Consider the following 25768-nt stretch of genomic DNA (forward strand, 5'->3'; position numbering starts at 1 on the left):
CGTTTAGTCTTGGATCCGATCAAGGTCGGCATCCCCAGCGGCCCCCGGCTGATCCGGAAGATCCATTACCTAGAACCTATCCCGGCCCCAAAACACTGTCGATGGGGACCGCTGCCCATGCACCGCTGCCCATCGCGGAAGACCGCAAGCAGGATGGGGCAGGGGGTCGATCCCAGGCGTTCCAGAGCCTAGCATGGCCTTATGTGCCGGAACATCCGAACCCTCCACAACTACGAACCGCACGCCACGTCCGAGGAGGTGCACGCCGCCGCCCTGCAGTACGTGCGCAAGATCAGCGGCAGCACCAAGCCCTCCAAAGCTAATGAGGCGGCCTTCAACGAGGCAGTACACGAGATCGCCCATATCACTGCGCACCTTCTCGATGCGCTCGTGAGCCATGCGCCCGCCAAGGACCGGGAAACGGAGGCCGCGAAGGCCAAGGCCCGGGCTGCAGTGCGCTTCGGCGCTGCCTGACCCTAGTCCGCGCGGTTAGCGGCCGAAGCTGCGCAGCCGGAGCGAGTTCGCCACGACCAAGACGGAGCTCGCCGCCATCGCAGCGCCGGCAATCATCGGGTTGAGCAGGCCCAAAGCGGCGACGGGGATACCCACGGCGTTGTAGAAGAACGCCCAGAACAGGTTGGTCCTGATGGTGGCCAGGGTCCTGCGGGACAGCTCAATGGCCTGCGCCACCTGGCCCAGGTCATTGCCCATAACAGTGAGGTCCGCGGCCTCGATGGCCACGTCGGTGCCAGAACCCATGGCGATCCCTAGGTCAGCCTGCGCCAACGCGGCGGCATCGTTCACACCGTCCCCAGCCATGGCCACGATCGCTCCGTTGGCCTGCAGCTTCCGGACAGCGTCCACTTTTCCGGCCGGGAGAATTCCGGCATACACGTCATCGGGCGAAATGCCGACGGCGTCGGCCACTTGGGCGGCGACGGCGGCGTTATCGCCTGTCAGCAGGATGGGCCGGAGCCCCAGGGCCCTCAGCCGGGAGATGGCTGCCGCTGATCCCGGTTTGATGGTGTCCCGGAGGCTGATGACGCCCGCTGCGGTCCCGTCCACGGCCACCCAAATGGCAGTGGCACCGGATGCCTCGGTGGTATGTAGGACCTCTTGCTGCGCGGGGGAGATCTGGACGCCGTTCTCGTGCAGCCACCCGGTGCGGCCGGCAAGCACCGGACGGCCCTCCACTGTGCCGGCCACTCCGCCGCCGGGCGCCGAACGGAACTGCTCGACGGCGGGAAGCCGCCCGCCGTCGTCGTCCTGGCCCTCAGGGCTCCGGACGGAACCCCCCGTGGCAGGCATCCGGGCCGCGGCGGCCGAGACCTGGCCGAGGGCGGCGGCTGCAATGGCGTGGGCAATCGGGTGCTCGGACGCTGCCTCCACCGCGCCGGCGAGTCGCAGTACCTCGGAACGGGTGAACCCGTCGAAAGCTACGGTGTTGTCCACGGCCAGCCGGCCGGTGGTGACCGTCCCGGTCTTGTCCAGCAGGATAGTGTCCACGGTCCGGGTGTCCTCCAGCACCTGGGGCCCCTTGATCAGGATGCCCAGCTGCGCGCCGCGGCCGGTACCGGTGAGCAGTCCCACGGGTGTTGCCAGTCCCAGCGCGCAGGGGCAGGCGATGACCAGGACCGCGACGGCAGCGGTGAAGGCGGCCCGCAGTTCGGCTTCACTGACGGAGGGTCCGGCAAGGAGCAACCAGGCCGCGAAAGTGAGCACTGCGATGACCAGCACTACCGGGACGAAGACGGCGCTGATGCGGTCCGCGAGGCGGGCAATCGGTGCCTTGCCTGTCTGGGCCTGGGAAACCAGGCGCGCCATCTGGGCGAGGGTGGTTTCGGATCCTACCCGGGTTGCGCGAACCAGGAGCCGTCCCGAGGTGTTGATGGTGGCTCCAGTGACTTTGCTGTCCGGGCCCACTTCCACCGGTACGGATTCACCCGTTACCAGGGACTCGTCCACCGCGGAACTGCCCTCGATGACCAAGCCGTCAGTGGCGATCTTTTCACCCGGCCGGACCACGATGACGTCACCCACCTGGAGCTCGTCGGCAGGGATCTTGGTTTCGCCGCTGTCCCGCAGGACCGTGGCGTCCTTGGCGCCCAGGTTCAGCAGGGCCCTGAGTGCGTCCCCGGCCCTCTGTTTGGCGTTGGCCTCCAGGAAGCGGCCCAGGAGCAGGAACGTGGTGACGACGGCGGCCACCTCGAAGTAGAGGCCGCCGGGTTCCATCCCTTCCATCCCGGGGTGTTCGGTCATTCGGGGGTTGCTGAACAGCTGCCACGCTGAGAAGAGGTAGGCGGCAATGACGCCGAGGGACACCAAGGTGTCCATCGTTGACGCTAAGTGCCGGGCGTTGATAGCTGCCGCCCGGTGGAACGGCCACGCTGCCCAAGTGACCACGGGCAACGCCAGGGCTCCCGCCGCCCAACCCCAGTGCGCGAACTGGAAGGCCGGGACCATGGAAATCAGGAAGACCGGCACCGTGAGGACGGCTGCCAGGATGAGGCGCGGCTTGAGCTGGGAGGCCGTGCCGCCGTGCTGCATGTGGTCGCCACCAGGAGTGGCGCCCTCGGTGCCATGGTCCGCGTGGTCACTTTGGGTGGCGCCACCTGAGACAACCTCGGCATGCTCGTGCGCATGGTGGCTGTGGGAGGGTGACTGGCGGATCCTTGCCTTGTAGCCTGCTGCTTCCACCGTGGCCGTAATCTGTTCGTCCGTGATGCCTGCGGGGACTTTCACGTGGGCGGATTCCAGGGGGAGGTTGACCGAGGCTTCCACGCCGTCGAGCTTGCCAAGCTTCTTCTCTACGCGGTTCACGCAGGAGGCGCAGGTCATGCCCTCGATCTCAAGGTCAACCACCCGGCTCCCGGGCTGGTGGGGATGTTCAGTGCTCACGGAGCGTCCTCTGATCAGCGGTGCACTCAGGCATCGTTGGCTACCACCAGGTATCCGGCCTCGGCCACGGCCTCGCCAATTTCCGATGGTGACAGTTCCTGGCTGGAGGTAATGGTGACCGTGGAAATACCACCGGCATTGAGGTCCACGTCCACGGCTTCGACCCCGGCGAGGGATTCAAGTTCTTCGCTGACCGACGAGACACAGTGGCCGCAGGTCATACCCGAAACACTGACGGTGGTGGAGGTGGTGCTCATGGGGGCTCCTTAGGGTGGACCGGCTGGTGGCCGGTAAATGGTGGTTTAGCGAAGCAGGCGCCCGATGGCGTCGGCGGCTTCCTTGACTTTGATGTCGATCGCTTCGGCGCGGAGTTCGGGATCGGGCTCGGAGGCGGCTCCCACGACGCAGTGGCCGATATGCTCCTCCACAAGCCCGAGGCTGACGGCGTGAAGGGCCTTGGTCACGGCGGAAACCTGAGTCAGGATGTCGATGCAGTACTTGTCCTCGTCAACCATCCGGGCGATGCCGCGCACCTGTCCCTCGATGCGCTTGAGCCGGCGAAGGTAGGCCTCTTTGTTGCCGGTATAGCCATGCTCCGTCGCGGAATCCGTGCCATGGGCCAGCTCTGCGACAACTTCTTCCGGTACGTTCATAAAACCCAAGGTATACCCCATGGGGGTATAGCACAAGTACCCCTGGGGGGTATTGAGAAGGGCGGCTTAGGTGAGTGCCGTTGCCAGATGCCCGGGAAAAGGGCAACAAAAAGCTCCGGAGTGCGTTATTGGGGGATACGCACTCCGGAGCAGCTTTTGGGCAGTTTACCCATCCATTCCATCAGGCTGGATCGGTCTGCTTGAACCAGCTTACTTGCCGGTAAGGCGGTCCGCCACCACCTCGAATAACTACTTTCACTTTATTATTCCAGGGCGCCGCAGCCATGGCGTTCTGCGGCAGCTGCGGCCTTATCCGGCGTCCTCGTGGGCGGGCATCCGGTATGGAACCACCAGTACGGGCCTGCTCTGGTGATGGCTGAGCCACGAGGCCACGGAGCCGCTGAGCGCCTCAGAAATCCGGTGCGCGAGTCCCCGTTCGGAGGTCCCCACAATGATCATGGGAGCGTTGGTCTCTGCCGCGAGCCGGGCGAGGGCGCGTGCAGGATCGCCGGCCAAGGTGCGGAGTGTCCAATTGATGGGAGGGTCTCCGGCGGTGGTGACGGCGTCGTTAATGACCGCCCTGATTTCCATTGTCACGGCACGGACGTCCTCGTCATCCTTGTCAGGATGGAGGGACAGCCTGTGCGCGGAGCGGGCCGGATCCCATTCGACCAGGTAGCTCGCCTCGTCTACGTACGCGCAGAGCAAAGGGGCAGAGAGCCGCACCGCGAGTTGGGTCGCGGTACGGAGTACCTCGGGGTGCTGATCAGGGATAACACCCACCAGCAGGGGAGGCGGACCGCTGAATCGTTCTGGCGTCATAAGCTCATTCTCTGCCCGGCGGGTGTGCTTGAACAGTGTCCGGGAGTTCGTTCCTAGGCTGGTGAGGCGGAGACCACCACGTTTTTCCCCCACGGATCTTCCGTGTAGCAACTGATCAGCACCAGCCTGCTGGGCACCATGTCCCAGATGGGGCTGTCCTTGAGTGTGGCCTTGAGGTACGTGGTCACAGTGTCCACGCGATACCGGATAGTTCCGGTGGCGGTGACTACCTCGAACTCGTCGCCCACTGCTGCCGCGGAGCTGAGGTGGTTAAACGGGGCATCCTGGCCTTCCCAGCTGTGGCCAATGACGTAAGTGGTGTTGTTCGATCCGTTTCCCGGCACACCGAAGGGTGTTAGCCAATAACCATCCATGGTGGTGGGCGGCACGATTGTCTGGCTCTCGACGGCGGTGCTGTCCGGCGCCAGTGGATGTACGGCTGTGTCCATCGCAGCTTTCGGATAGACGACCCGCAGTGGCGGCGAAGCCGCCGGGAGGACGGGACCTGCGGCTACGGGCGCGGCAGTTGGTGCGTGGGTGGGAGAGGACGGCAGGCCAGAAACGGCCAGGGGCAATGGCAGTTCGATCGACGACGTTCCCGCCGAGTGCACAGTGCCGGTTGTTCCGGGCGCAGCGGCCCCATGCTGGTCCAGCAGCGGCCCGCCAAATGTGAAGGAAAAGAAACCCAGAACACCGCAGGCAAGAATGGCCAGGTCGGCGCGGTTCCATCCGCGGCGCCGTTTCGCCAGTTCGTGCCTGCCGGTTTGCTTTGCCACGATGCTCCTTAGGCTTTTCGAAAATGTGCTTACAGGAAGGGCGCCCCGCCTTGGGTTGGCGGGGCGCCCTGCAGGTCAGTTCGGCCCAGTCCGAACTGGTGCTAGCCTGCTTCTGCCTCCAGGGACCTGCGGCGGACAGCAACCACTGCGCCTGCGCCCAGCATCACGGCCAGGCCCGCTAGCCACGTAGGAGCACTTTCAGTTCCGCCTACTGCCGTCTGGGCGTTGAAGCCGCGGTTGGTGCCTTGGCTGACGGCCTGCGCCCCGGTGGTTACCGGCGTCTGTACTGTTGCCGGTGCCACGGGGGTCTGTGCTGTTGGGGTCACGGTGGTTACCGGCGTCTGGACAACACCCGGTGTCTGCACCACGGGCGTCTCCACGACGGCGGGCGGGTCCACCACGACGACCGGCGTCTCCACGACAACGGGCGGGTCGACGACGACGACGGGTGGGTCGACGACGACGGCGGGTGGGTCGACGACGACTGGTGGGTCCACCACGACGACGGGTGGGTCGACGACGACGACGGGTGGGTCGACGACGACTGGTGGGTCCACCACGACAACCGGTGGGTCGACGACGACTGGTGGGTCCACCACGACGACTGGTGGGTCCACCGGCGGATAGACCGGAGGCTCCTCGCCCGGCGGCAACGGCGCGCAGTTGGCGATGTAGATAATCTTTCCGGCGTTCGTCCAGTTCAGGCCGCCCGGTATGGACGCATTCGGCGGGATGATGTCGGTGGCATGTCCGTCGTGGCCGTTGAGACCGTTCACGTTGAATTGAATCGCATCCCAGCCGGTCCCGGTTTCTGAACCGTCGTGGCAGACAATAACCATGTTTGGAGCAGCGATTGCTGGTGCTGTCAGGCTGATCAGCCCTAGCCCCATGACCCCCAGTGTTGCAACGGTACGTTTCATTGTTTTCTCCCCAGTGTGTGTGAAACGGACCATGATGAGGGGGAGTAGCGGTGACTCTGAGTGCCCCAGCAGCACGGTCAGCTTGCTTGTCACTTCAGGCTAGGGTGGCCCCAAGAGGCAGTCGCGAGTAGCGGGTACTCGACTTTAAAGGCCGCTGAACTGCGGCGATACCTGCTACTACGCGGAAGCCGTGGGAATACTACTTGTTCCTTCCGCACGGAACTGGCTTCGTGGACTGGCACCCTTGAACGTGGACATGCCCGCGCCTAACGTATGAGTCATACGAAAGGGCGTGACGGGCATGGAAATTTACATGTGGTGGCTGGACTTGGACCTTGCCTCCAAGGAATGGCTCCGGGAGAACCTGCGTGCGGAGGAGCTGCCCCTCCCAGTGCTGCAGGGCATCGCCGAAGCGGGAGGACCCCACCCTGAGAATCCCGTCTCGGTGCTCACTGAAGCGGACTGGGATTTCATCGAGACCCAGTCCGAGTTCGTGGACTAACGCCGCCGGACTAAGAGCCGGCCCTGTCGAAAACCGTTGCGGCCTTCCGGCCGGAGTGGTTGCATGGGGTGCATGGCATCCACAGAGAGCTTTGTCCTGGCGATCGGAACCAAAAAGGGCCTGTGGCTGGCCACCAGCCAAGACAGGCAACAGTGGTCCTTCTCCGGCCCGCATTTCTTGATGAGCGAAATTCCCAGCATTGGCATCGACACCCGAAACGGCCGCACCCGGATCATGGTGGGGGTCCGGTCCGAGCATTGGGGGCCTACCGTGGCCCACTCCGATGACCTCGGCGCCACCTGGTCCGAGCCCGAACAGGGGGCCATCACCTTTCCCGAAGACACCGGAGCCGCCGTCGAGCGTATCTGGCAGATCTATCCGGACGCAGAGTCGCGGCCCGGAGTGGTCTGGGCAGGCGCCGAACCCATTTCCGTGTGGAAATCCACTGACGGCGGCGAACACTTCGAGCTGAACCGCGGGCTGTGGGACCACCCGCACCGCAGTGAGTGGGGTGCCGGCTACGGGGGCGCCGCCGCCCATTCGATCGTGGTCAACCCGGCGGGTGACAACGTCCATATCGCCATGAGTACCGGCGGCGTATACCGCTCGCTCGACGGCGGAGCGTCCTGGGAGGCCAGGAACAAGGGTATTTCGGCCTACTTCATGCCGGACCCCAACCCGGAATTCGGCCAGTGTGTGCACAAGATCGCTGCGGATGCCGCCGTCGAAGGTCGCCTCTACGCCCAAAATCACCACGGCGTGTACCGTACGGACGACAACGGCGAGCACTGGGAATCCATCGCGGAGGGGCTGCCTGCGGACTTTGGCTTTGTGATGCTCACACACCCCCGGCGGGAGGGGACTGCCTGGGTGGTGCCGCTAAAGGCCGACGGCGAACGTATCCCTCCCGAAGGAAAGCTTGCAATGCACCGCACGGACGACGCCGGAGCCACTTGGAAGCGCCTCTCCACCGGACTGCCCGAGGGGGAATACAACAGCGTGCTCCGGGACGCCGCGTGCGTGGACTCCGCCGAGCCGGTGGGCGTCTACTTCGGGACCCGCGGCGGCGCGGTGTACGCCAGCGCGGATGAGGGGGAGACATTTACGGAAGTTGCCAGCCATCTTCCGGATGTTCTGTGTGTCCGCGCCGCCCTGGTGGCGGGAGCAGGGCTGCCGGAGTCGCGTGTTCCGGAAACGGCGGCGTCCCAGGGTGCCTGATATCCGCCTGGTGCTGCCCAGCATCCTGCAGCCCCTGGCCGGCGGGCAGTCCATCCTGACTGCGCCCGCCGAAGGCTCGATGACGGTGCGGAAGCTCCTGGACTCGGTAGCAGGGGACTACCCCGTGCTGGCGAGGCGCCTGCGGGACGAGACCGGTGCCCTGCGCAGGTACGTGAACGTCTACGTGGACGGCGACGAGGTGCGCAGGCTCCAAGGCCTGGAAACTGAGGTGACGGACGGACAGGAAGTTCTGATTATCCAGTCGGTTGCCGGCGGCTAAACCGGCTTGGCTCCATGACGGCGGGCAGTCCTGACTGACTGCGCCCGCCGTCGTGGTGCTGTTTGAGTGGCACGAACGTTCCTGGTCAGGCGATGCGCCACACGCTGCATTCGTCGGTATTGATTGCTTTGCGCATTCCTGTGTGGCGGTCCATGATCCAGACGACTCCGATGCCCGGAGCCGTTTCCTGGACGCTTCCACGGCGGATCACAACGTCGTCGTAGCTGGGCCCAACCGAGAGACGGGCTTCGATTTCATCGCCGCGGTGGAGCTGGTCCAGGGCGCGGACCCGGGTGACATGGGCTTTGACTTCCTTCAACATGGCTGGGGCCTCCTGGACTGGAGCTGGACGCCTGCGCTTGCCGGCACTTCCAGTGTGGCGGGGCATTGTTGCGCCCGCGTTTCCTGACGGTTAGGAGCCGGTTAGATCCCTGCGCCGGGCCCGTTTCCGCGTCCACCAGCCGATCCAGGGGCGGCGTGTCTAAGGTGATGGCATGGAGATCATGGACGGGATCTGGACTGCTGTGCTGGGGGCTGCAGCGGTGGCACCCCTGGCCACCTTCGGAGTAGTCCTGGTGGCCTACCTGACGTACCGGCAGAAGTCGCACGCGGACCGGCGCGACCAATGGTGGAAGCGCGCCCAGTGGGGCATCGACTCGGCCCTGAGCGATGCTGATCCTCAGCGGCGGCTGGCGGGGATTAAAGTCCTGGTGCAACTGATCGGCAGCGACCTCGCCACGGCTGAAGACGCCGAGCTGATGAGTGCGCTGGCCGTTGGCATCCAGGACCAGGAACTGGACCGCCTGGCCTCCCTGGAAGGCGTCCCAGGGGTCCGTCCCGGAGCCGGCCAGCGCCCGGACCGTGACGTGCCGCTGCCCTCCCGGAATATTGCGGTGCCGGTGGGGTCGGCGGCGGCGGCCCACATCCTGCGGGAGGCTGAGAAGCTTATTGCCGCCGCAAAGGAGCGCTCAAACCAGACCTGACTCCCGCGGTCAGTCCGCCACACTGCTGCGGTAGGTCGCCAGGAACGTGGAGATCCTCCGCACGGCTTCCTCGATGTCCAGGACGGAGGGGAGGATCACAAAGCGGAAGTGGTCCGGAGCGGGCCAATTGAAGGCCGAGCCGTGGGACACCAGGATCTTTTGGTCCTGGAGGAGGTCCAGGACGAACTGCTCATCACTCCTGATCGGGTATAGCTCCGGGTCCAGACGGGGAAACAGGTACATGGCTCCCGCCGCAGGGACGCACGTGACGCCGGGGATGGCCGTGAGGAGCTTGTACGCCAGATCGCGTTGGTCGCGCAGCCTGCCGCCCGGCTTCACCAGCGCCTCGATGCTTTGGTAGCCGCCCAGGCACGTCTGGATTGCATGCTGGGCCGGAACGTTGGGGCACAGGCGCAGCGAGGCAAGGAGCTCAAGTCCCTCGCGGTAGTCGGCAGTGGCGGCGTGGGGTCCAGTGACCGCCACCCAGCCTGCCCGGTACCCCGGCATGCGGTACGCCTTGGACAAACCGCTGAAGGTCAGGACGCACACGTCTTCGGCCACGGAGGCCGTGTGGATGTGGGTAGCGTCCTCGTAAAGCACCTTCTCGTAGATCTCGTCCGAGAACAGGACCAGGTTGTGCTTCCGGGCCAGCGCAGCAAACTGTTCCAGTATGTGCCGCGGGTAGACAGCACCGGTGGGGTTGTTCGGGTTGATGATCACGATCCCCTTGGTGCGGTCGGTGATCTTTGCCTCGACATCGGCCATGTCCGGCCACCAGTGCTCAGCCTCATCGCAGAGATAGTGCACCGGCTTGCCTCCGGTGAGGGTCACCGCGGCCGTCCACAGGGGGTAGTCGGGGGCCGGGACCAGGATCTCATCGCCGTTTTCCATAAACGCCTGCAGGCACATGGAAATGAGCTCACTGACACCGTTCCCGATGAAAATGTCCTCCACGCCGATCTGCATGAGGCCACGGGTCTGGTAGTACTGCGAGATGGCCGTCCGGGCGGAGAAGATCCCCTTGGAATCGCTGTAGCCCTGGGCGTCCCGCAGGTGGTGGATCATGTCCACCACCACTGACTCCGGCGCCTCCATGCCGAACGGTGCGGTGTCCCCGAGATTCATCTTGAGGATCCGGTGCCCCTCGGCTTCCATGACCTTGGCCGCCTGGAGGATGGGCCCGCGGAGTTCATACCGGACGTTCTGGAGTTTGCTGGAGTGTTGCATAGGGCGCATGGTTGATCTTTTCATAATGGGGGCCATTGACCGCAGTACCTGCGGGAACCAGACTTTCACTGAGCCCGTATCCCGCCGCGCCGCGTCCCAGGAGGAAGCCATGACCAGCCAGGAAATCCAGTCGGAAACGGCCCGCCGAGCGGGACGGGAATGGTTCAAAAGCGCCGTGGTCTACCAGATCTACCCGCGCAGCTTCGCCGATTCCGACGGCGACGGCGTGGGCGACCTCCGCGGCATCATCGGGCGGCTTGACTACCTCCAGGACCTTGGCATCGACGTCCTCTGGCTGTCCCCGGTTTACCGCTCGCCGCAGGACGACAACGGCTACGACATCAGCGACTACCGTGACATCGATCCGGTGTTCGGGGACCTCGACACCCTGGACGAACTGCTGGACGGCCTCCACGCCCGCGGCATGAAGCTGGTGATGGACCTGGTGGTCAACCACACTTCCGACGAGCATCCGTGGTTTGCCGAGTCCCGCTCCTCCCGGGACAACCCAAAACGGGACTGGTACTGGTGGCGCGCCCCGCGGGACGGCGCGGAGCCGGGTGCGCCCGGAGCCGAACCCAACAACTGGGGCTCGGCGTTCTCCGGCCCGGCGTGGGAGTATGACGCCGCCAGCGGCGAATACTACCTGCACCTTTTTTCGAAGAAGCAGCCGGACCTGAACTGGGAAAACCCCGAGGTCCGGGCCGCCGTCTACGACATGATGAACTGGTGGCTGGACCGCGGTGTGGACGGTTTCCGGATGGACGTCATCAACTTCATCTCCAAGGACCCTTCCCTGCCGGACGGGCCGCGGGCTGACGGCATGCTCTACGGCGACGGCGGCCCGCATTACATCTGCGGTCCGCGGATCCACGAGTTCCTCCACGAGATGCACCAGGAGGTCTTCGAGGGCCGGGATAAGGACCTGCTGACCGTGGGCGAAATGCCTGGCGTCACCGTGGAGGACGCCGTCCTGTTCACCGACCCCGCCCGGGCGGAGGTCGACATGGTCTTCCAGTTTGAGCACGTGGCCCTGGACCAGGAGGGCGGCAACAAATGGCGGCCCAGGAAGCTCCGGCTCACCGACCTGAAGAAGTCACTGGGCCGCTGGCAGGAGGCGCTGGGGGAGCGCGGGTGGAACAGCCTCTACTGGGGCAACCATGACCAGGCCCGGGCCGTGTCCCGCTTCGGCGACGACGGCCAATACCGTGACGTGTCCGCCAAGATGCTGGCTGCCGTCCTCCACCTGCACCGTGGCACGCCGTATGTCTACCAGGGCGAGGAGTTGGGCATGACCAACATGACCTTCGGCGCCATCAGTGACTACCGGGACATCGAAGTACTCAACCACCACCGCGAGGCCACCACCCACCTCGGCCACACCGATGCCGAGGTGCTGGCCGCCCTGGCACCACTGAACCGGGACAACGCCCGCACTCCCGTCCAATGGGACGCAACCCGCCACGGCGGCTTCACCACCGGGGCGCCATGGATTGCCGTGAACCCCAACGCCAACACCATTAACGCTGCCGCGCAGGTGGACGACCCGGACTCCGTGTACAGCTTCTACCGCAGGGTGATCGGCCTGCGCCACACGGACCCCGTGGTGGCCTATGGAGATTTCACTATGCTGCTGCCCGACGACGAACACGTCTATGCCTTCACGCGCTCGCTGCCGGACGCCGAACTGCTGGTACTGGGCAACTTCTCCGGTTCAGACCAAATGGCCGACGTCGGTGACCCCAGTTGGGCGGGCGCCGCCCAAGTCCTGGGGAACTACCCACCCGACGGCGGTCCGGCGTTGCGGCCCTGGGAAGTGAGGGTCCTGCGCCGGGAACTGTAGGTCCACACCTGTCAGCTGCCGAGGAGCTGCCACAAGGGCAGGGCGCCAGTCTGCTCAGGGCGCCAACCGGTCGCCCGGCTGCTGCACGCGGAACCACCGGTAGCCGTAACGGCCCAGCTCCACGCTGAAGCCGCCGTCGGGCTCCAGCGGCACGTTGTCGCCGTCGAGCACGTCCAGCAAGGTGGCCCCCCTAAACGCCCGCTTCGGCCCGTCCTCAGGCCCCACCTTGCCGGTGACCTTGACCGTGCTGGTGCCGAAGTTGTGCAGCAGCACCATGGTGGCCCCGTCCGAGACGCATGTGTGGGCGAAGACGCCAGGCTCAGCCTGGTCGATCACTGCGAACTCGCCCCAGCCGAGCTCCGGGGATTCGCGGTAGCGCTGGATCAGCTTGGCCATGAAGTTCCAGAGGGAATCCGGGTCCCGTTTGGCGGCGGAGGCGTTGACGTTCGCCGGACCGTACTCGCCGCGGGCCAGCGGGACCACGAGGTCGGACGCCTTGGCGCTTGAGAATCCGCCGTTCCTGGTGCTGTTCCACTGCATGGGCGTGCGAACCGCGGCGCGGCTCTTCTGCCGCAAGTCCTCCCCCATGCCGATTTCCTCGCCGTAGAACAGGACAGGGGTGCCGGGAAGGGAGAACATCAGCGAGTACACCATCCTGATCCTTTCGGCGTCACCGCCGAGCATGGGTGGCAGCCTGCGGCGGAGCCCGCGCCCGTAGATCTGCATGTTCTTCTCAGGGCCGAAGGCAGCAAAGACCTCCTGGCGCTCGGCGTCATTGAGCTTGTCCAGGGTCAGTTCATCGTGGTTGCGCACGAACATCGCCCACTGATTGTCGGGGTGCAGCGGCGGGCGGCTCTTAAGGTTCTCGGTCAGCGGCCGGGCATCCTGGCGGGCCAGGGACAGGTAAAGGTGCTGCATAGTCATGAAGTCGAACTGCATGTTCAGCTCGTTGCCCTCGGCCCCGCCGAAGTATTCAAGCTGCTCCTTGTAGGGGAGGTTGACCTCGCCGAGCATCACGGCGCTGCCGTTGCGGCGGCCCAGGAAGCTGCGCAGCGCGCTGAGGTATTCGTGCGGATCGCGGTTGGCGGCCTCGTCCTTGGGCTGGCCCCGCGTCTCGAGGAAGAACGGCACGGCGTCCAGCCTGAATCCGTCCAGGCCCAGTTCAAGCCAGAGACCCATGGCTTTGGCGATCTCGTTGCGGACCTTGGGGTTTGTCACGTTCAGGTCCGGCTGGTGTTCGGCGAACATGTGCAGAGACCACTCGCCGGTGGGTTCATCCTTGGTCCAGAGGGAGGTCTGCTCACCGGGGAAAACCACCTCGGAGGAGGTGTCCGGCGGAGTGTCGCTCCGCCACACGAAGTAGTCCCGATACGGATTGTCCTTGGACTTCCGGGCCTCAACGAACCAAGGGTGCTGGTTGGAGGTGTGGTTGACCACGAAGTCAGCGATGACGCGCATTCCCCGGTCCTTGGCGCTGCGGATGAACTCGACGAGGTCGCCCATGGTGCCCAGCCGGGAATCCACCGTGAAGAAATCCGTCACGTCATATCCGTCGTCGCGGTCCGGTGACGGGTAGAACGGCATCAGCCAGATGCACGTCACGCCCAAGGCAGAGAGGTAGTCCACCCGCTGCGTGAGGCCGGCGAAATCACCGGTGCCGTCGCCGTCGTCGTCGAAGAAAGTCTCGACGTCCAGGCAGTAGATCACGGCGTTTTTCCACCAGAGGTCCGAGGTCTCGGCGATCCTCACAGCCTGGCCTCCAGCGGGTCCGTAACGGCCGCCGGGCGCAGTTGCGGCAGCACGTCGGCGCCGAAAGTATCGATGAACGGCGCCTGCTCCTGCCCCACAAAGTGCAGGTACAACTCGTCGAAACCCAGGTCAACGTACCCGGCCAGCCACTCCGCGTGCCGGTCCAGGCTGGCGGAGATATTCACCGACTTCCGGACCTGGTCCTCGCCGACGTGGCCGCTGACGCCGTCGAAATGGGCCGCAGTGGGGAGGTCCCACGGCACGGGAGGGGCGAAGGTGTTGGTCCTCCACTGGTCCAGCGCCGTGGCCACGGCGTCCTCCTCGCGCGGCGCCCACGACAGGTGCACCTGCAGGACCGCTTTGCCCTGGCCCCCGTTGTCCCGGTACGCGGCCAGCATGTGTTTCAGCTTGTCAGCCGGCTGGTTGACCGTCACCAGACCGTCCGCCCAAGCTGCGGCACGGCGGGCGGTCTCCACGCTGATGGCAGGGGCGATCAGCGGGGGCGGAGGTTCCGGCACGTCCCAGATCCGGGCCTGCTCTACGGTCACCAGCCCGTGGTGGGTGACCTCCTCGCCGCGGTGCAGGCGCCGGATGATGTCCACGCACTCCTCAAGCCGGCGCTGGCGGGTCTCCTTGGGCGGCCAGGCATCGCCCGTGACGTGCTCGTTCATGTTCTCGCCGCTGCCCGGCGCCAGCCAGAACCGGCCCGGGAACATGCCCGCCAGGGTGGCCGAGGCATGCGCGGTGATGGCGGGGTGATAGCGCTGGCCCGGGGCGGTGACGACACCAAAGCGCAGGCTTGTGGTGGCCAGAGCGGCACCCAGCCAGGACCAGGCGAAGCCAGAGTGGCCCTGCCGGGCAGACCATGGCTCAATGTGGTCCGAGCACATGGCGGCGTCGAAACCCGCCTGCTCCGCGTGCTGGACGTCCTCAAGGAGCTGGCGGGGACTGATCTGTTCATGCGAGGCGTGAAAGCCGACGGTGACCATCGTTAAGGTCTACAGGTCCGCGGCGCATGGTGTCGAGGCTTTCAGCTCGGCTGTTCCTGGACCGGGCCTACCGCTGGCGCGGCCGCCGGGCAAGAATGGGGCCTATGAAACTTCCTGTGATGCCGCCCGTCCCGCCGATGCTCGCGAAAGCCGTCAGTGGATTTGGTGGTGTCCCGCAGGGGCGTGCCCTGAGCTATGAGCCCAAGTGGGACGGCTTCCGGTCCATCATTTTCCGGGACGGCGACGAGGTGGAGATCGGCAGCAGGAACGAGAAACCCATGACACGGTACTTCCCCGAGGTGGTGGAAGCGCTGAAGGCCAACCTGCCTCCGCGTTGCGTGCTCGATGGTGAGATCGTCCTGGTGGGCCGGTCGGGGGACCGGCTGGACTTCGACGCCCTGCAGCAGCGTATCCATCCGGCGGCAAGCCGGGTGAAACTCCTTTCGGAGCAGACGCCGGCGAAGTTCGTCGCCTTTGACCTGCTGGCACTCGGAGACGAGGACTACACCGGCCGGCCGTTCTCCGAGCGTCGGGCCGCCCTGGAGAAGGCGCTCGCCGGCAGCAGCGCGCCAATCCACGTCACCGCCGCCACCCAGGACAGGGCAGTCGCCGAGCAATGGTTCCAGCAGTTCGAGGGCGCGGGGCTGGACGGCATCGTGGCCAAGCACCTTGACAGCAGCTACCAGCCGGACAAGCGCGTGATGTTCAAGGTCAAGCACGAACGCACGGCGGACTGCGTGGTGGCGGGCTACCGCCTGCACAAGAGCGGACCGGATGCGATCGGCTCGCTCCTGCTCGGGCTGTACAAGGACGACGGCGCCCTGGCCAGTGTGGGTGTGATCGGCGCCTTCCCCATGAAGCGCCGCCAGGAACTGTTCGCCGAGCTCCAACCATTGGTCACCGACTTTGAGGGGCATCCCTGGGCCTGGGCCAAGCAGGAGGAAGGCGAAAGGACGCCGCGGAACGCCGAAGGCAGCCGGTGGAGTGCGGGCAAGGACCTGTCCTTCGTGCCCCTGCGCCCCGAGTTGGTGGTGGAGGTCAGGTACGACCATATGGAAGGTGAAAGGTTCCGGCACACCGCACAGTTCAACCGGTGGCGGCCGGACCGGGATCCCGGGTCATGCACCTTCGAACAGCTCGAAGAGCCGGTTAACTTCGATCTTGCCGAGGTGCTTCAAACCGGGCGGCCCTGACTCTCCGGCCACCCGCCGTCGCACTTTTGCTGCCGGAGTGGCCCATTTATCACCAGGGAAAGCCCGCCATTTGGGGGAATGGCGGGCTTTCCGGTCTCAAAAGTGGGCTGGTGCGTTACTTAAGGCCGAGCTGCTTGGTGGGAATCCGGAAGGTTTCCTTGGCCGTCAGCGCGGAGACCGCAGCGACGGAGCAGATGATGGCTGTGAAGATGCTGATCTGGACCCAGCCGCCGGGCTTGATGCCGCCCATGGCTGCCACGATCGCCGGGGCAAAGCCAGCCATCAGGAAGCCCAGCTGCGTGCCGATCGCCAGGCCCGAGAAGCGGACCTTTGTGCTGAACATTTCGGCGTAGAAGGACGGCCAGACGGCGTTGGAGGCAGCGTAGCCGCAGGAGAAGAACCCGATGGCTGCGAGGAACATCAGCGGGACGCTGCCGGATTCCAGGCTGAGCAGGAAGACCGGGGTAAGGATGGCGCTGGAGAGTGCGCCGTAGATGAAGACGGGCTTGCGGCCGATCTTGTCGGCGAGCTTGCCGAAAAGGGGCTGCGTGCCCAGGGCCACAAGGTTGGCGCCCACCACGAGCCACAACGTGGTGGTGCCGTCCACGCCGGCGACGGTCTTTGCGTAGCTGATGGCCAGCGTGCCGAACACGGTGGAGACGGCGGCAATGAAAGCGCAGCAGATGACCCGGAGGACGTCGCGCCAGTGTGCTTTGAGGAGGTCGGCGACGGGGAGCTTGGAGATCTGGGCGGTCTTCTGGGCTTCCTCGAAGGCGGGCGGTTCGTGCAGCGTGCGGCGGATAAAGAACGCAACAACAACCACGACGGCGCTGAGCCAGAACGGGACGCGCCAGCCGATGCCGTACTTGATCTCATCCGGGAGGGCCAGGACGGGGATGAAGACGAGGGCTGCGAGGATCTGACCGCCCTGGGTGCCCGTGAGGGTCCAGGAGGTAAAGAAGGAGCGCTGGTTGTCAGGGGCGTGCTCGAGCGTCATGGAGGAGGCCCCTGCCTGCTCGCCCGCGGCGGAGAGGCCCTGGCACAGCCGGGCAAGGACCAGCAGGGCCGGAGCCCACCAGCCAACAGTGTTGAAGTCCGGCAGGCAGCCGATCAGGAAGGTGGAGGCACCCATCAGCAGGAGGGTGAACATCAGGACCTTCCGCCGGCCCACCCGGTCACCGAAGTGGCCGAGGATGACGGCGCCCACCGGGCGGGCCACGTAGGCGAAGCCGAAGGTGGCGAAGGACATGATGGCTGCGTTCGCGTCAGCATTCGGGAAGAAGACCGTGGGGAAGATCAGGGCGGCGGCGGAACCGAAGATGAAGAAGTCGTAGTATTCGACGGCGCTGCCCAGGAAGCTTGCGAGGGCTGCCTTCTTCGGCGTCCCGGCCGGGGCAGCGATGCCTGGCTCGGCGGACGGAAGTATCTGGCTCATGGAGTTCCTTTGATGTGACGACATTGTCGCGGATGGATCAGGGGCTGGCCGACGGCGCGGCCTGGGATGGAGGCTTCGGTGCGGCACGGCTGGAGTTGGGGGGAACCCGGACAGTAGCCACATGGTGGGAGCTACTTGTGCGATATAGCAATGATGACTGTGAGGGTGGTCACCTGTCAAGAAAATAATCACCATCTAGGAATAGTTGCCACCATGTGGCAATATCAGGTTATGAGTGTGAACCAAACCACAGTGGGCGATGACATGGCCGCCGAATCAAAAGCCGAGTCAAAGGCGGCCAAGGGCGACCGGACGGACATGGTGGGCAAGGCGCTGGGCCTCCTGGTCCTCCTGGGGGATGAACCCCGCGGCGCCAGTGCTGCGGAGATCTCCCGGCGTGCGGATCTTCCCTTCAGCACCACGTACCGCCTTCTGGGTTCGCTCACGCGGGACGGCTTTGTGGACTATGAAGCGGATGGGCGCCGCTACCATCTGGGGCTGCGCATCTTCCAGCTGGGCCAGCGGGTGTCCAACCATCACGGTTTCGCCGGTACGGCCATGCCCGTTCTCCGGCGGGTGACCGAGCAGACGGGTGAGGCCACCATCCTCAGTGTCCGCGACGGCCACCACCACCTGACGGTGAACAAGGTTGACGGTCCGCAGATGTTCCGGGTGACCAGCGATCCCGGCCACCTCGGCTCCCTTCACACCACGGCCGTGGGCAAGGCGCTGGTGGCATTTGCGGAGGACTCGGAGCGTGAACGCCTGCTGGAGGAGCTGGACCTCGAGCCTCTCACCGAGCGTTCCATCACGGACCGTGACGTCTTTCGCGCCGAAATAGACAAAGTCCGGCGCCAGGGGTTCGCGGTGATGGATGAGGAAAATGAGACCGGCATGCGGGCTGTGGCGGTTCCTCTTCTCAACTCCCAGGGCCATGCCTTCGCGTCCCTGGCCACGGCCGTTCCGGTCTTCCGCCTGAGCCTGGAAGCTCTCATAGCCCACGTCCCCCTGCTGCAGGAGGCGGCGGCCGAGCTCTCCGCCCGGCTCCCGCAGCGTTAGTCAATGTTCGCATCTCGAACAAGCGTGCGAGATATGAACAAATGTTGTACTGTAATCCCTAACATCGGACTTGCCGCGCCTGCCTTGGCCTGCGCGCCCGCCCGGTGCTGTTATCAAAGGAGCTGCACGGATGAGTAATCGAACTGAGTCCTACCTGGTGGGACTGGTCGGCGATGGCGTGACGCCGTCACTCACCCCCCACATGCACGAACGCGAAGGCGACGTGCAGGGACTGCGCTATCTGTACCGCCCTATTGACCTGCTGGAACTCGGCCTTCCCGGCGAGTCCGTGGGCCACCTGCTGCAGAGCGCCCGCAGCCTCGGATTCAACGGCCTGAACATTACCCACCCCTGCAAGCAGCTGGTGCTGCAGCACCTCGATGAGGTTTCGCCGGACGCCCTCCGGCTCGGTGCCGTCAACACTGTGGTGATCGAGGACGGCCGGTTCATAGGCCATAACACCGACTTCTCCGGCTTCGGCGCCGCGCTCGCCTCCGGCCTCCCGGGCGCGAAGCTGGACCGGGTGGTCCAGCTCGGTGCCGGCGGTGCGGGTTCCGCCGTCGCCTATGCCCTGCTCGCCGCCGGCGTGAAGGCCCTGGACCTGGTGGACGTGGACACCGCACGCGGCACTGCGAAAGCCGAGGAACTGGCTGGCTTCTTCCCTGACAGCGCCGTCACAGCACGCACGACGGTGGAGCTGCCGCAGCTTTTGCCCATCGCCGACGGCCTGGTGCACTGCACCCCCGTAGGAATGGCGGCACACCCGGGTGTCCCGCTTGACCTTGACCTGCTCGAAGCCCGGCACTGGGTGGCGGACATCGTCTACCGCCCCATCGACACCGAACTGGTCCGCGGCGCCCGGGCCAGGGGCTGCGACGTCCTGGACGGCGGCCGCATGGCCGTGGGCCAGGCGGCGGATGCCTTCCGGATCTTCACCGGACTGGCAGCGGACGCCGATAGGATGCGGTCGCACTTCCTGGAGCTCGTGGCAGCAGAAGAGGTGGCCGCCTGATGCGCACCGGAATCGCCACCGTCTGCCTCTCCGGGACGCTGATGGAGAAGATGCAGGCCTGCGCCATCGCAGGCTTCGACGGCATCGAAATCTTCGAACAGGACCTGGTCACGTCACCGCTGACGCCTGAGGACGTGCGCAAGATGGCGGCAGACCTGGGCCTGACCTTGGACCTCTACCAACCGTTCCGCGATTTCGACAGCGTGTCCGAGGACCTCCTGGCAGCCAACCTCCGCCGTGCTGACGCCAAGTTCAGGCTCATGGAGCGCCTGGGCATGGACACCGTCCTGGTCTGTTCCAACGTTGCCACCGCCAGCATAGACAGCGACGACCTTCGGACCGAGCAGCTGGGCCTGCTGGCCGACCTCGCGGGCCAGCACGGCGTCAAGGTTGCCTACGAAGCATTGGCGTGGGGCAAGTATGTCAGCGACTACGAACACGCCCACCGGCTCGTGGAGGCCGTGGACCACCCGAACCTGGGTACCTGCCTGGACTCCTTCCATATCCTTTCCCGCGACTGGGACACCGGACCCATTGAGGCCTTCAATCCGGACAAGATCTTCTTCGTCCAGGTGGCGGACGCCCCCAAGCTCTCCATGGACGTGCTGTCCTGGAGCCGGCACTACCGGGTGTTCCCGGGTGAGGGCCAGTTCGAACTCGCCAAGTTCATGGGACACGTAGTCCGCGCGGGCTATGCCGGCCCGGTGTCACTGGAAATTTTCAACGACGTCTTCCGCCAGTCGGACGTGGAGCGCACTGCCGTGGACGGCATGCGGTCGCTGATCTGGCTGGAGGAGCAGAGCGCCAAGTGGCTGGACGCCAACGCTCCCGTTCTTTCCAGCACCGCCACCGGTGGCGAGGCCGGCACCCAAGCCCCGATCCGCCGTCGTTATCCCATGGAACTGGCCACCCTCCCCCAGGTGGCAGAACCGGCTGGGTACAACTTTGCCGAGGTCAAAGCTGCCGATACCGCCGGGCTCGAAACCCTCCTGGGCCAGCTGGGCTTCGAGTTCAACGGCCGCCACCGCACCAAGGATGTCCAGCTCTGGACCATGGGCCACGCCCGGGTGATCATCAACGAAGCCGGCCCCGGGTCGGGGGATGATTCGCCGGCGATCGCGGCCCTTGGCTTCGACGTCGATTCGCCCGTGATTGCTTCCGCCCGGGCCCAGCAGCTCAAGGCTCCTGCAGTGCCGCGCAAGAGCCAGGCCAACGAGGAAGTGTTCCAGGGCTTCGCCGCCCCGGACTCCACCGAGATCTTCCTGTGCCAGGGCAGCCCGGACGGGACAGCGGCCTGGACCAGCGAATTCGGCGAGGGGCTGGAAGTGCCCGCAGCGGCCGCTACCGCCGTGATCGACCACGTGAACCTGGCCCAGCCCTGGCAGCACTTCGACGAAGCAGTCCTCTTTTACACCAGCGCCCTGGCCCTGGCACCGCAGCCGTTCGCCGAGGTGCCCAGCCCCACCGGCCTGGTCCGATCCCAGGTGATGCTCACCGAAAGCCGCGCCGTGCGCCTGGTGCTGAACCTTGCCCCGCTCATGCAGCAGGATGGCGCCTCGGACGGTTCGGACGCTCTGGACTCCGACGGCGGGAGAACCGGTACGCGCAGGACCTACCAGGAACACATCGCGTTCGCCGTGGACGACCTCGTGGCCACTGCGCGGGATTGCAAAGCCCGCGGTCTGGAGTTCCTGGAGATCCCGGCGAACTACTACGAGGACCTCGACGCGCGGTTCGGCCTGGCGCCGGAGTTCCTGGCCACCCTGCAGGAACTGAACCTCCTCTACGACCGCGACGCCGACGGTGAGTTCCTGCACTTCTACACCGCCACCGTGGGGAGCGTGTTTTTCGAAATGGTGGAACGCCGCGGCAGCTATGACGGCTACGGCGCGCCCAACGCCCCCGTCCGGCATGCGGTGCAGTACGACCACCAGCAGCGGCGCTGACGCTGCCCCGGAACCCTTCAACTCAACCAGCAAGCAACCACGAAAGGAGCCAGCCGTGCCGCAGCACACCAATGCCCAACAGCTTGACACCGACGAGCTCGTACCGGCCGCCGAACCACATGCCGGCCACCTGCCCCTGGACCGTGCAATCGAGACCCAGGCCGACCTCAGTGCAGAGATCAACGCCCTGGGAGACGCTTATGCACGGGCACTCAAGGACGGTGCCGCCGTCGAGACCCAGCCCCGCCTGGACTACCCGCCCTACCGCAGCAGTATCCTCCGGCACCCCACCAAGAGCCTGCACCACGCAGACCCGGAGACCATCGAGCTGTACTCGCCGGCGTTCGGACACCAGGACGTGCACGCCCTGGAGTCGGACCTGACCATCCAGCACAACGGCGAACCACAGGGTGAGCGCATCATCGTCGCCGGCAAGGTCCTGGACGGCGACGGCCGCCCGGTGGCCGGACAGCTCGTGGAAATCTGGCAGGCCAACGCCGCCGGCCGGTACATCCACAAGCGCGACCAGCACCCGGCCCCGCTGGACCCCAACTTCACGGGCATCGGCCGCTGCATCACCGGCCCGGACGGCTCCTACCGGTTCACCACCATCAAACCCGGCGCCTACCCGTGGAAGAACCACCTCAACGCCTGGCGCCCGGCCCACATCCACTTTTCGATGTTCGGCACCGAGTTCACCCAGCGCATCATCACGCAGATGTACTTCCCCGGCGACCAGCTTTTCCCGCTGGACCCCATTTACCAGACCATCGTGGACCAGGACGCCCGCGACCGCCTCGTGGCCAAGTATGACCACAACCTCACGGAGCCGGAGTGGGCCCTGGGCTACAACTGGGACATCATCCTGACCGGGCCCAAGCGGACCTGGACCGAAAACGAGGCGCTCGGCGCAGAAGGTGATGAGGACTAGGCAATGAGCAACCAGACCACCCAGCTTGTTCCCACCCCCGGCCAGACGGTGGGCCCGTTCTACGGCTACGCCCTGCCGTTCGAGAAGGACAACGAACTCCTGGCCCCGGGGTCGCCGGGCTCCATCCGCCTCCAGGGCACCGTGTACGACGGCGCCGGGGAGACTGTCCCGGACGCCATCCTGGAAATCTGGCAGCCCGACGCCGACGGCAAGGTTGTCCAAAAGACCGGTTCGCTGGTCCGGGACGGCTACACCTTTACCGGCTGGGGCCGCGGCTCCGTAGGCTACTCCGGCGTGTTCACATTCACCACGGTCAACCCCGGCCCCACTTCCCCCGGGGCTGCGCCGTTCATTTCTGTGGCCCTCTTTGCCCGCGGCCTGACGAACCGCCTGTTCACCCGCATTTACCTGCCGGAGAACGGGGAAGCCCTGGCCAAGGACCCGCTGCTCAGCACCCTGGATCCGGAACGCCGCAAGACCCTGATCGCACGCCGCGATGCGGACGGCGGGCTGACCTGGGACATCCACCTGCAGGGTCCGAACGAAACAGTCTTCCTGGACTTCCAATGAGCGACCCCGCCCTGGGCAGGTTCGAAAGCGCGGCCGACGGCGACGTCGACCTGCTGAGTCCCGTCTCGGCGTCGCCACTGGTACTGGCGCTGACCGGGGACCGCGCGGTGCTGGCCGCGATCCTCGCCGTCGAATCCGGCTGGGCCGCCGTGCTGGAGAAGGCGGGCCTGGCGCCTGCCGGTTCCGCCGCCGTCGTGGCCTCCGCCGCTGAACCCGGCCGCTACGACGCCGCAGACATCGCGCTCCGTGCCCTGGGTGGCGGCAATCCCGTGATCCCGCTCCTCGCCGACCTGCGGAAGCAGGTCGAGGCGAGGGACACGTCCAACGTAGGCGCAGTGAAGGCGGTGCACACGTCACTGACCAGCCAGGACGTGCTGGACACCGCCCTGATGCTGCTAGCCCGCAACACGGTCGAGGCGCTGCTGGCAGACCTGAAAACCACGACGGCGGCACTCGCCGCCCTTGCGGAACAGCACGCGGAAACGCTGTGCGTGGGCAGGAGCCTGACCCAGCACTCGTTGCCGTTCACTTTTGGGCTCCGCGCTGCGCAGTGGTTCAACGGCGTCGCCGCCGCAGGCAGGCAGCTGGAGGACCTGGAGCTGCCGATACAGTTCGGCGGTGCAGCAGGAACACTGGCCGCCGGGACCGTGCTGACCTCCGGGACGGCGTCCACGCCCTTTGGCCTGGCCGATTCGCTGGCCGCCCAGCTGGGCCTGGCCGCAGCGTCCGCACCGTGGCACACCAACCGCCTGGCCATCACGTCCCTCGGGCATGCGCTCGCCTCGGTGCTGGGAGCCTACGGCAAGATCGCCGCCGATGTCCTGTTCCTTAGCCGGCCGGAAGTTGCCGAGCTCGCCGAACCGCGGGCCGCGGGCCGGGGTGTGTCCTCGGCCATGCCGCAGAAGCAGAACCCCGTGCTCTCCGTCCTGGTCCGCAGCGCCGCCCTCCAGGCGCCGCAGCTCGCGGCCCAGCTCCACCTTGCTGCCGCCAACTTCAACGACGAACGTCCCGATGGCGCCTGGCACACGGAATGGCCTGCCCTGCGCGGGCTGCTCCGGCTCGCCCTGGCCGCCGCGGGGCACGTCAAGGAACTGACGGAAGGCCTGCAGGTCTTCCCGGACGCCATGCGCCGAAACCTGGACCTTTCCGGGCCGCTGCTGCTGGCCGAAGGGGTGGGGGCCGCCGTCGCGCCTCTTCTGGAGGACAAGGACGGAGCCACCGGAAAGCAGCAACTCCAAGCTGTAGTGGACCGAACCCTCGCGGCACCGGCCGCGGAACAGGCCGCTACCTACCGGCGCCTGCTCCGCGAGGCTGTGCCGGCCGGCCAGCTCACCGATCTCCGGCTGGAACAGCTCCTGGATCCGGCCAGCTACCTGGGCCAGGCCACCGAGATCACCCGGCGTATCCTCGCTGCTTTTCCAGACTTTGCGCAGTCCCCAGTTCCTGCAGAGAACCATTCCGCCAACGACGCGAACGGAGCCAACCATGGCTAAACCCACCCTGAAGGCAGTGCTGCTTTCGCCCCAGCGCCAGCTGGGGGACAGGCCCCTGCTGGTCGCGGGCCCGTCCCTGGGCACATCCACCCTCCTGTGGACCGAGGCGGCAACACTGCTCGGCACCGACTACGACGTCGTGGCCTGGGACCTGCCCGGCCACGGCGTCTCCCCGGCAGCCATCGAAACCTTTGACGTGGCCGACCTCGCGGACGCAGTGGTGGACCTCGTGGACTCCATCGCACCCGGGGCTGCCTTCCACTACGCGGGTGTTTCGCTCGGTGGCGCCACTGGACTGCAACTGGGTATCAAGCATGGCGAACGACTCAAAAGCCTCTCCGTCCAGTGCAGCGGCGCCAAGCTGGGCACCCCGGAGGGCTGGCTGGAACGCGCCGAAACCGTACGCAGCCAGGGCACGCCCGTGATGATCCAGGGCTCCGCGGAGCGGTGGTTCGCGCGGGGCTTTATGGACCGCGAACCCGCGCGGAGCAGCCGCCTCCTGCACGCCCTCCGCGACGCCGACCGCTTCAGCTACGCCTTCTGCTGCGAGGCCCTGGCATCCTTTGACGTCCGCGGGGACCTCGGCAGCATCAGTGTCCCCACGCAGGCACTGGCGGGTGCCGAGGATACTGTTGCGCCGCCGTCGTTCGCCGAAGAAGTGGCGGCGGGAATTACCGCCGGCGGAGGCACTGCCAGCGCCGTGACGCTGGGCGGGGTGGCGCACCTGGCGCCGTTTGAGGCACCCGGGCACGTGGCCGATCTGCTCCGGAACCTCATCTCCTGGAGCGAATCCCGGGAGGCAGCCAAGTGAGCGGGCTTCCGGGCAGTGAACGGAACGGCGTCGTCCAGCCGGACGCCACCAGCCAGGAGATCTACGACGGCGGCATGGTGGTCCGCCGCGAGGTGCTGGGCGCCGCCCATGTGGACCGGGCCAACGCCACCAAGGACGAATTCACCGACGACTTCCAGGACATGATCACGCGGATCGCGTGGGGTGGCATCTGGACCCGCCCGGGCCTCAGCCGGCAGATGCGCTCTGCCGTGACCATCACCGCCATGGTGGCCCACGGGCATTGGGAAGAGCTGGCCATGCATATCCGCGCAGCCATCACCAACGGCCTGAGCAGGGACGAAATCAAGGAAATCCTGCTCCAGACCGCCATCTACTGCGGTGTTCCCTCCGCCAACACAGCCTTCAAGACCGCCCAGCAGGTGTTCCGTGACATGGACAACGCTGCGGGCCCACCCAACTAGCACCCCACCCAACTA

26 protein-coding genes are annotated in these 25768 nt (G+C 66.0%); 15 read left to right on the top strand and 11 right to left on the bottom strand.

Annotation, left to right across the window (positions count from 1 at the left end; all coding sequences use genetic code 11):
- Nucleotides 1-201: 201 nt before the first annotated feature.
- On the top strand, nucleotides 202-474 hold the full coding sequence (locus ACFC25_RS17300; protein ID WP_337348627.1) for a DUF2277 domain-containing protein: 273 nt from the start codon (nucleotides 202-204) through the stop codon (nucleotides 472-474).
- A 15-nt stretch (nucleotides 475-489) separates the two neighbouring features.
- Here ACFC25_RS17300 and ACFC25_RS17305 read toward each other — a convergent pair whose 3' ends face one another.
- The 6 genes from ACFC25_RS17305 to ACFC25_RS17330 form a co-directional block, all read right to left on the bottom strand.
- Nucleotides 490-2838, bottom strand: a complete 2349-nt coding sequence (locus tag ACFC25_RS17305; protein WP_376047618.1) for a heavy metal translocating P-type ATPase — start codon at nucleotides 2836-2838, stop codon at nucleotides 490-492.
- 86 nt (nucleotides 2839-2924) lie between these two features.
- On the bottom strand, nucleotides 2925-3155 hold the full coding sequence (locus tag ACFC25_RS17310) for a heavy-metal-associated domain-containing protein (protein WP_337348629.1): 231 nt from the start codon (nucleotides 3153-3155) through the stop codon (nucleotides 2925-2927).
- A gap of 45 nt (nucleotides 3156-3200) precedes the next feature.
- Nucleotides 3201-3551, bottom strand: a complete 351-nt coding sequence (locus ACFC25_RS17315) for a metal-sensitive transcriptional regulator (RefSeq protein ID WP_337348630.1) — start codon at nucleotides 3549-3551, stop codon at nucleotides 3201-3203.
- Nucleotides 3552-3860: 309 nt separating this feature from the next.
- Nucleotides 3861-4373 carry a universal stress protein gene (locus ACFC25_RS17320; protein ID WP_376047389.1) on the bottom strand — a complete coding sequence of 171 codons (513 nt, stop codon included), beginning with the start codon at nucleotides 4371-4373 and terminating at the stop codon, nucleotides 3861-3863.
- A 53-nt stretch (nucleotides 4374-4426) separates the two neighbouring features.
- A complete protein-coding gene (locus ACFC25_RS17325) occupies nucleotides 4427-5149 on the bottom strand; it encodes a sortase domain-bontaining protein (RefSeq protein WP_337348632.1) in 723 nt (240 codons plus the stop codon).
- Nucleotides 5150-5250: 101 nt separating this feature from the next.
- Nucleotides 5251-6069: a hypothetical protein gene (locus tag ACFC25_RS17330; protein WP_376047392.1), complete on the bottom strand. Its 819-nt coding sequence runs from the start codon at nucleotides 6067-6069 to the stop codon at nucleotides 5251-5253.
- Nucleotides 6070-6370: 301 nt separating this feature from the next.
- Here ACFC25_RS17330 and ACFC25_RS17335 point away from each other — a divergent pair, with 301 nt between their 5' ends.
- The 3 genes from ACFC25_RS17335 to ACFC25_RS17345 all read left to right on the top strand — a co-directional run bounded on the left by ACFC25_RS17335 (nucleotide 6371) and on the right by ACFC25_RS17345 (nucleotide 8069).
- The gene (locus ACFC25_RS17335) at nucleotides 6371-6571 is read left to right on the top strand and encodes a hypothetical protein (RefSeq protein ID WP_337348634.1); all 201 of its coding nucleotides are present in this window, start codon (nucleotides 6371-6373) and stop codon (nucleotides 6569-6571) included.
- 63 nt (nucleotides 6572-6634) lie between these two features.
- Nucleotides 6635-7789 carry an exo-alpha-sialidase gene (locus ACFC25_RS17340; RefSeq protein WP_337348635.1) on the top strand — a complete coding sequence of 385 codons (1155 nt, stop codon included), beginning with the start codon at nucleotides 6635-6637 and terminating at the stop codon, nucleotides 7787-7789.
- On the top strand, nucleotides 7782-8069 hold the full coding sequence (locus ACFC25_RS17345; RefSeq protein ID WP_376047397.1) for a MoaD/ThiS family protein: 288 nt from the start codon (nucleotides 7782-7784) through the stop codon (nucleotides 8067-8069). Before ACFC25_RS17340 ends, ACFC25_RS17345 begins: the two co-directional genes overlap by 8 nt.
- A gap of 85 nt (nucleotides 8070-8154) precedes the next feature.
- On the opposite strand, the gene ACFC25_RS17350 is transcribed toward ACFC25_RS17345, so the two are convergent.
- Entirely contained in the window at nucleotides 8155-8391 is a 237-nt protein-coding gene (locus ACFC25_RS17350) for a hypothetical protein (protein ID WP_131131975.1), read from the bottom strand.
- Nucleotides 8392-8563: 172 nt separating this feature from the next.
- Between ACFC25_RS17350 and ACFC25_RS17355 the strand changes: the two genes are divergently transcribed.
- Nucleotides 8564-9052, top strand: coding sequence for a hypothetical protein (locus ACFC25_RS17355; protein ID WP_376047399.1), 489 nt, complete (start codon nucleotides 8564-8566; stop codon nucleotides 9050-9052).
- A gap of 9 nt (nucleotides 9053-9061) precedes the next feature.
- Here the strand turns inward: ACFC25_RS17355 and ACFC25_RS17360 are convergent, their stop codons facing one another.
- Nucleotides 9062-10288, bottom strand: a complete 1227-nt coding sequence (locus tag ACFC25_RS17360; RefSeq protein ID WP_376047402.1) for a pyridoxal phosphate-dependent aminotransferase — start codon at nucleotides 10286-10288, stop codon at nucleotides 9062-9064.
- A 100-nt stretch (nucleotides 10289-10388) separates the two neighbouring features.
- On the opposite strand from ACFC25_RS17360, the gene ACFC25_RS17365 reads away from it, so the two are divergent.
- Entirely contained in the window at nucleotides 10389-12122 is a 1734-nt protein-coding gene (locus ACFC25_RS17365) for an alpha-glucosidase (RefSeq protein WP_376047405.1), read from the top strand.
- Nucleotides 12123-12176: 54 nt separating this feature from the next.
- Here ACFC25_RS17365 and ACFC25_RS17370 read toward each other — a convergent pair whose 3' ends face one another.
- A complete protein-coding gene (locus ACFC25_RS17370) occupies nucleotides 12177-13871 on the bottom strand; it encodes an alpha-amylase family protein (RefSeq protein WP_376047406.1) in 1695 nt (564 codons plus the stop codon).
- Nucleotides 13868-14860, bottom strand: a complete 993-nt coding sequence (locus ACFC25_RS17375; RefSeq protein WP_376047409.1) for a TIGR03885 family FMN-dependent LLM class oxidoreductase — start codon at nucleotides 14858-14860, stop codon at nucleotides 13868-13870. Before ACFC25_RS17375 ends, ACFC25_RS17370 begins: the two co-directional genes overlap by 4 nt.
- Before the next feature lie 104 nt (nucleotides 14861-14964).
- Between ACFC25_RS17375 and ACFC25_RS17380 the strand changes: the two genes are divergently transcribed.
- The gene (locus tag ACFC25_RS17380) at nucleotides 14965-16053 is read left to right on the top strand and encodes an ATP-dependent DNA ligase (RefSeq protein ID WP_337348642.1); all 1089 of its coding nucleotides are present in this window, start codon (nucleotides 14965-14967) and stop codon (nucleotides 16051-16053) included.
- Between the two features lie 115 nt (nucleotides 16054-16168).
- Here the strand turns inward: ACFC25_RS17380 and ACFC25_RS17385 are convergent, their stop codons facing one another.
- Nucleotides 16169-17488 carry an MFS transporter gene (locus ACFC25_RS17385; protein ID WP_376047413.1) on the bottom strand — a complete coding sequence of 440 codons (1320 nt, stop codon included), beginning with the start codon at nucleotides 17486-17488 and terminating at the stop codon, nucleotides 16169-16171.
- A gap of 231 nt (nucleotides 17489-17719) precedes the next feature.
- On the opposite strand from ACFC25_RS17385, the gene ACFC25_RS17390 reads away from it, so the two are divergent.
- From ACFC25_RS17390 to pcaC, 8 genes are all read left to right on the top strand, one after another.
- Entirely contained in the window at nucleotides 17720-18547 is an 828-nt protein-coding gene (locus tag ACFC25_RS17390; protein WP_376047416.1) for an IclR family transcriptional regulator, read from the top strand.
- A 130-nt stretch (nucleotides 18548-18677) separates the two neighbouring features.
- On the top strand, nucleotides 18678-19559 hold the full coding sequence (locus ACFC25_RS17395) for a shikimate dehydrogenase (RefSeq protein ID WP_376047419.1): 882 nt from the start codon (nucleotides 18678-18680) through the stop codon (nucleotides 19557-19559).
- Entirely contained in the window at nucleotides 19559-21505 is a 1947-nt protein-coding gene (locus ACFC25_RS17400; RefSeq protein ID WP_376047422.1) for a bifunctional sugar phosphate isomerase/epimerase/4-hydroxyphenylpyruvate dioxygenase family protein, read from the top strand. Before ACFC25_RS17395 ends, ACFC25_RS17400 begins: the two co-directional genes overlap by 1 nt.
- A gap of 55 nt (nucleotides 21506-21560) precedes the next feature.
- Complete coding sequence (gene pcaH / locus ACFC25_RS17405) at nucleotides 21561-22436, top strand: protocatechuate 3,4-dioxygenase subunit beta (RefSeq protein WP_376047425.1); 876 nt, start codon at nucleotides 21561-21563, stop codon at nucleotides 22434-22436.
- 3 nt (nucleotides 22437-22439) lie between these two features.
- Nucleotides 22440-23006, top strand: coding sequence for a protocatechuate 3,4-dioxygenase subunit alpha (gene pcaG, locus ACFC25_RS17410; RefSeq protein ID WP_376047427.1), 567 nt, complete (start codon nucleotides 22440-22442; stop codon nucleotides 23004-23006).
- On the top strand, nucleotides 23003-24499 hold the full coding sequence (locus tag ACFC25_RS17415; protein ID WP_376047430.1) for a lyase family protein: 1497 nt from the start codon (nucleotides 23003-23005) through the stop codon (nucleotides 24497-24499). The genes pcaG and ACFC25_RS17415 overlap by 4 nt, the downstream gene beginning before the upstream one ends.
- On the top strand, nucleotides 24492-25310 hold the full coding sequence (locus tag ACFC25_RS17420) for an alpha/beta fold hydrolase (protein ID WP_337352664.1): 819 nt from the start codon (nucleotides 24492-24494) through the stop codon (nucleotides 25308-25310). The genes ACFC25_RS17415 and ACFC25_RS17420 overlap by 8 nt, the downstream gene beginning before the upstream one ends.
- The gene (gene pcaC / locus ACFC25_RS17425) at nucleotides 25307-25753 is read left to right on the top strand and encodes a 4-carboxymuconolactone decarboxylase (RefSeq protein ID WP_337348650.1); all 447 of its coding nucleotides are present in this window, start codon (nucleotides 25307-25309) and stop codon (nucleotides 25751-25753) included. Before ACFC25_RS17420 ends, pcaC begins: the two co-directional genes overlap by 4 nt.
- Nucleotides 25754-25768: the final 15 nt, after the last annotated feature.

It is taken from the genome of Pseudarthrobacter sp. NPDC055928 (assembly GCF_042270935.1).
GTDB lineage: Bacteria > Actinomycetota > Actinomycetes > Actinomycetales > Micrococcaceae > Arthrobacter.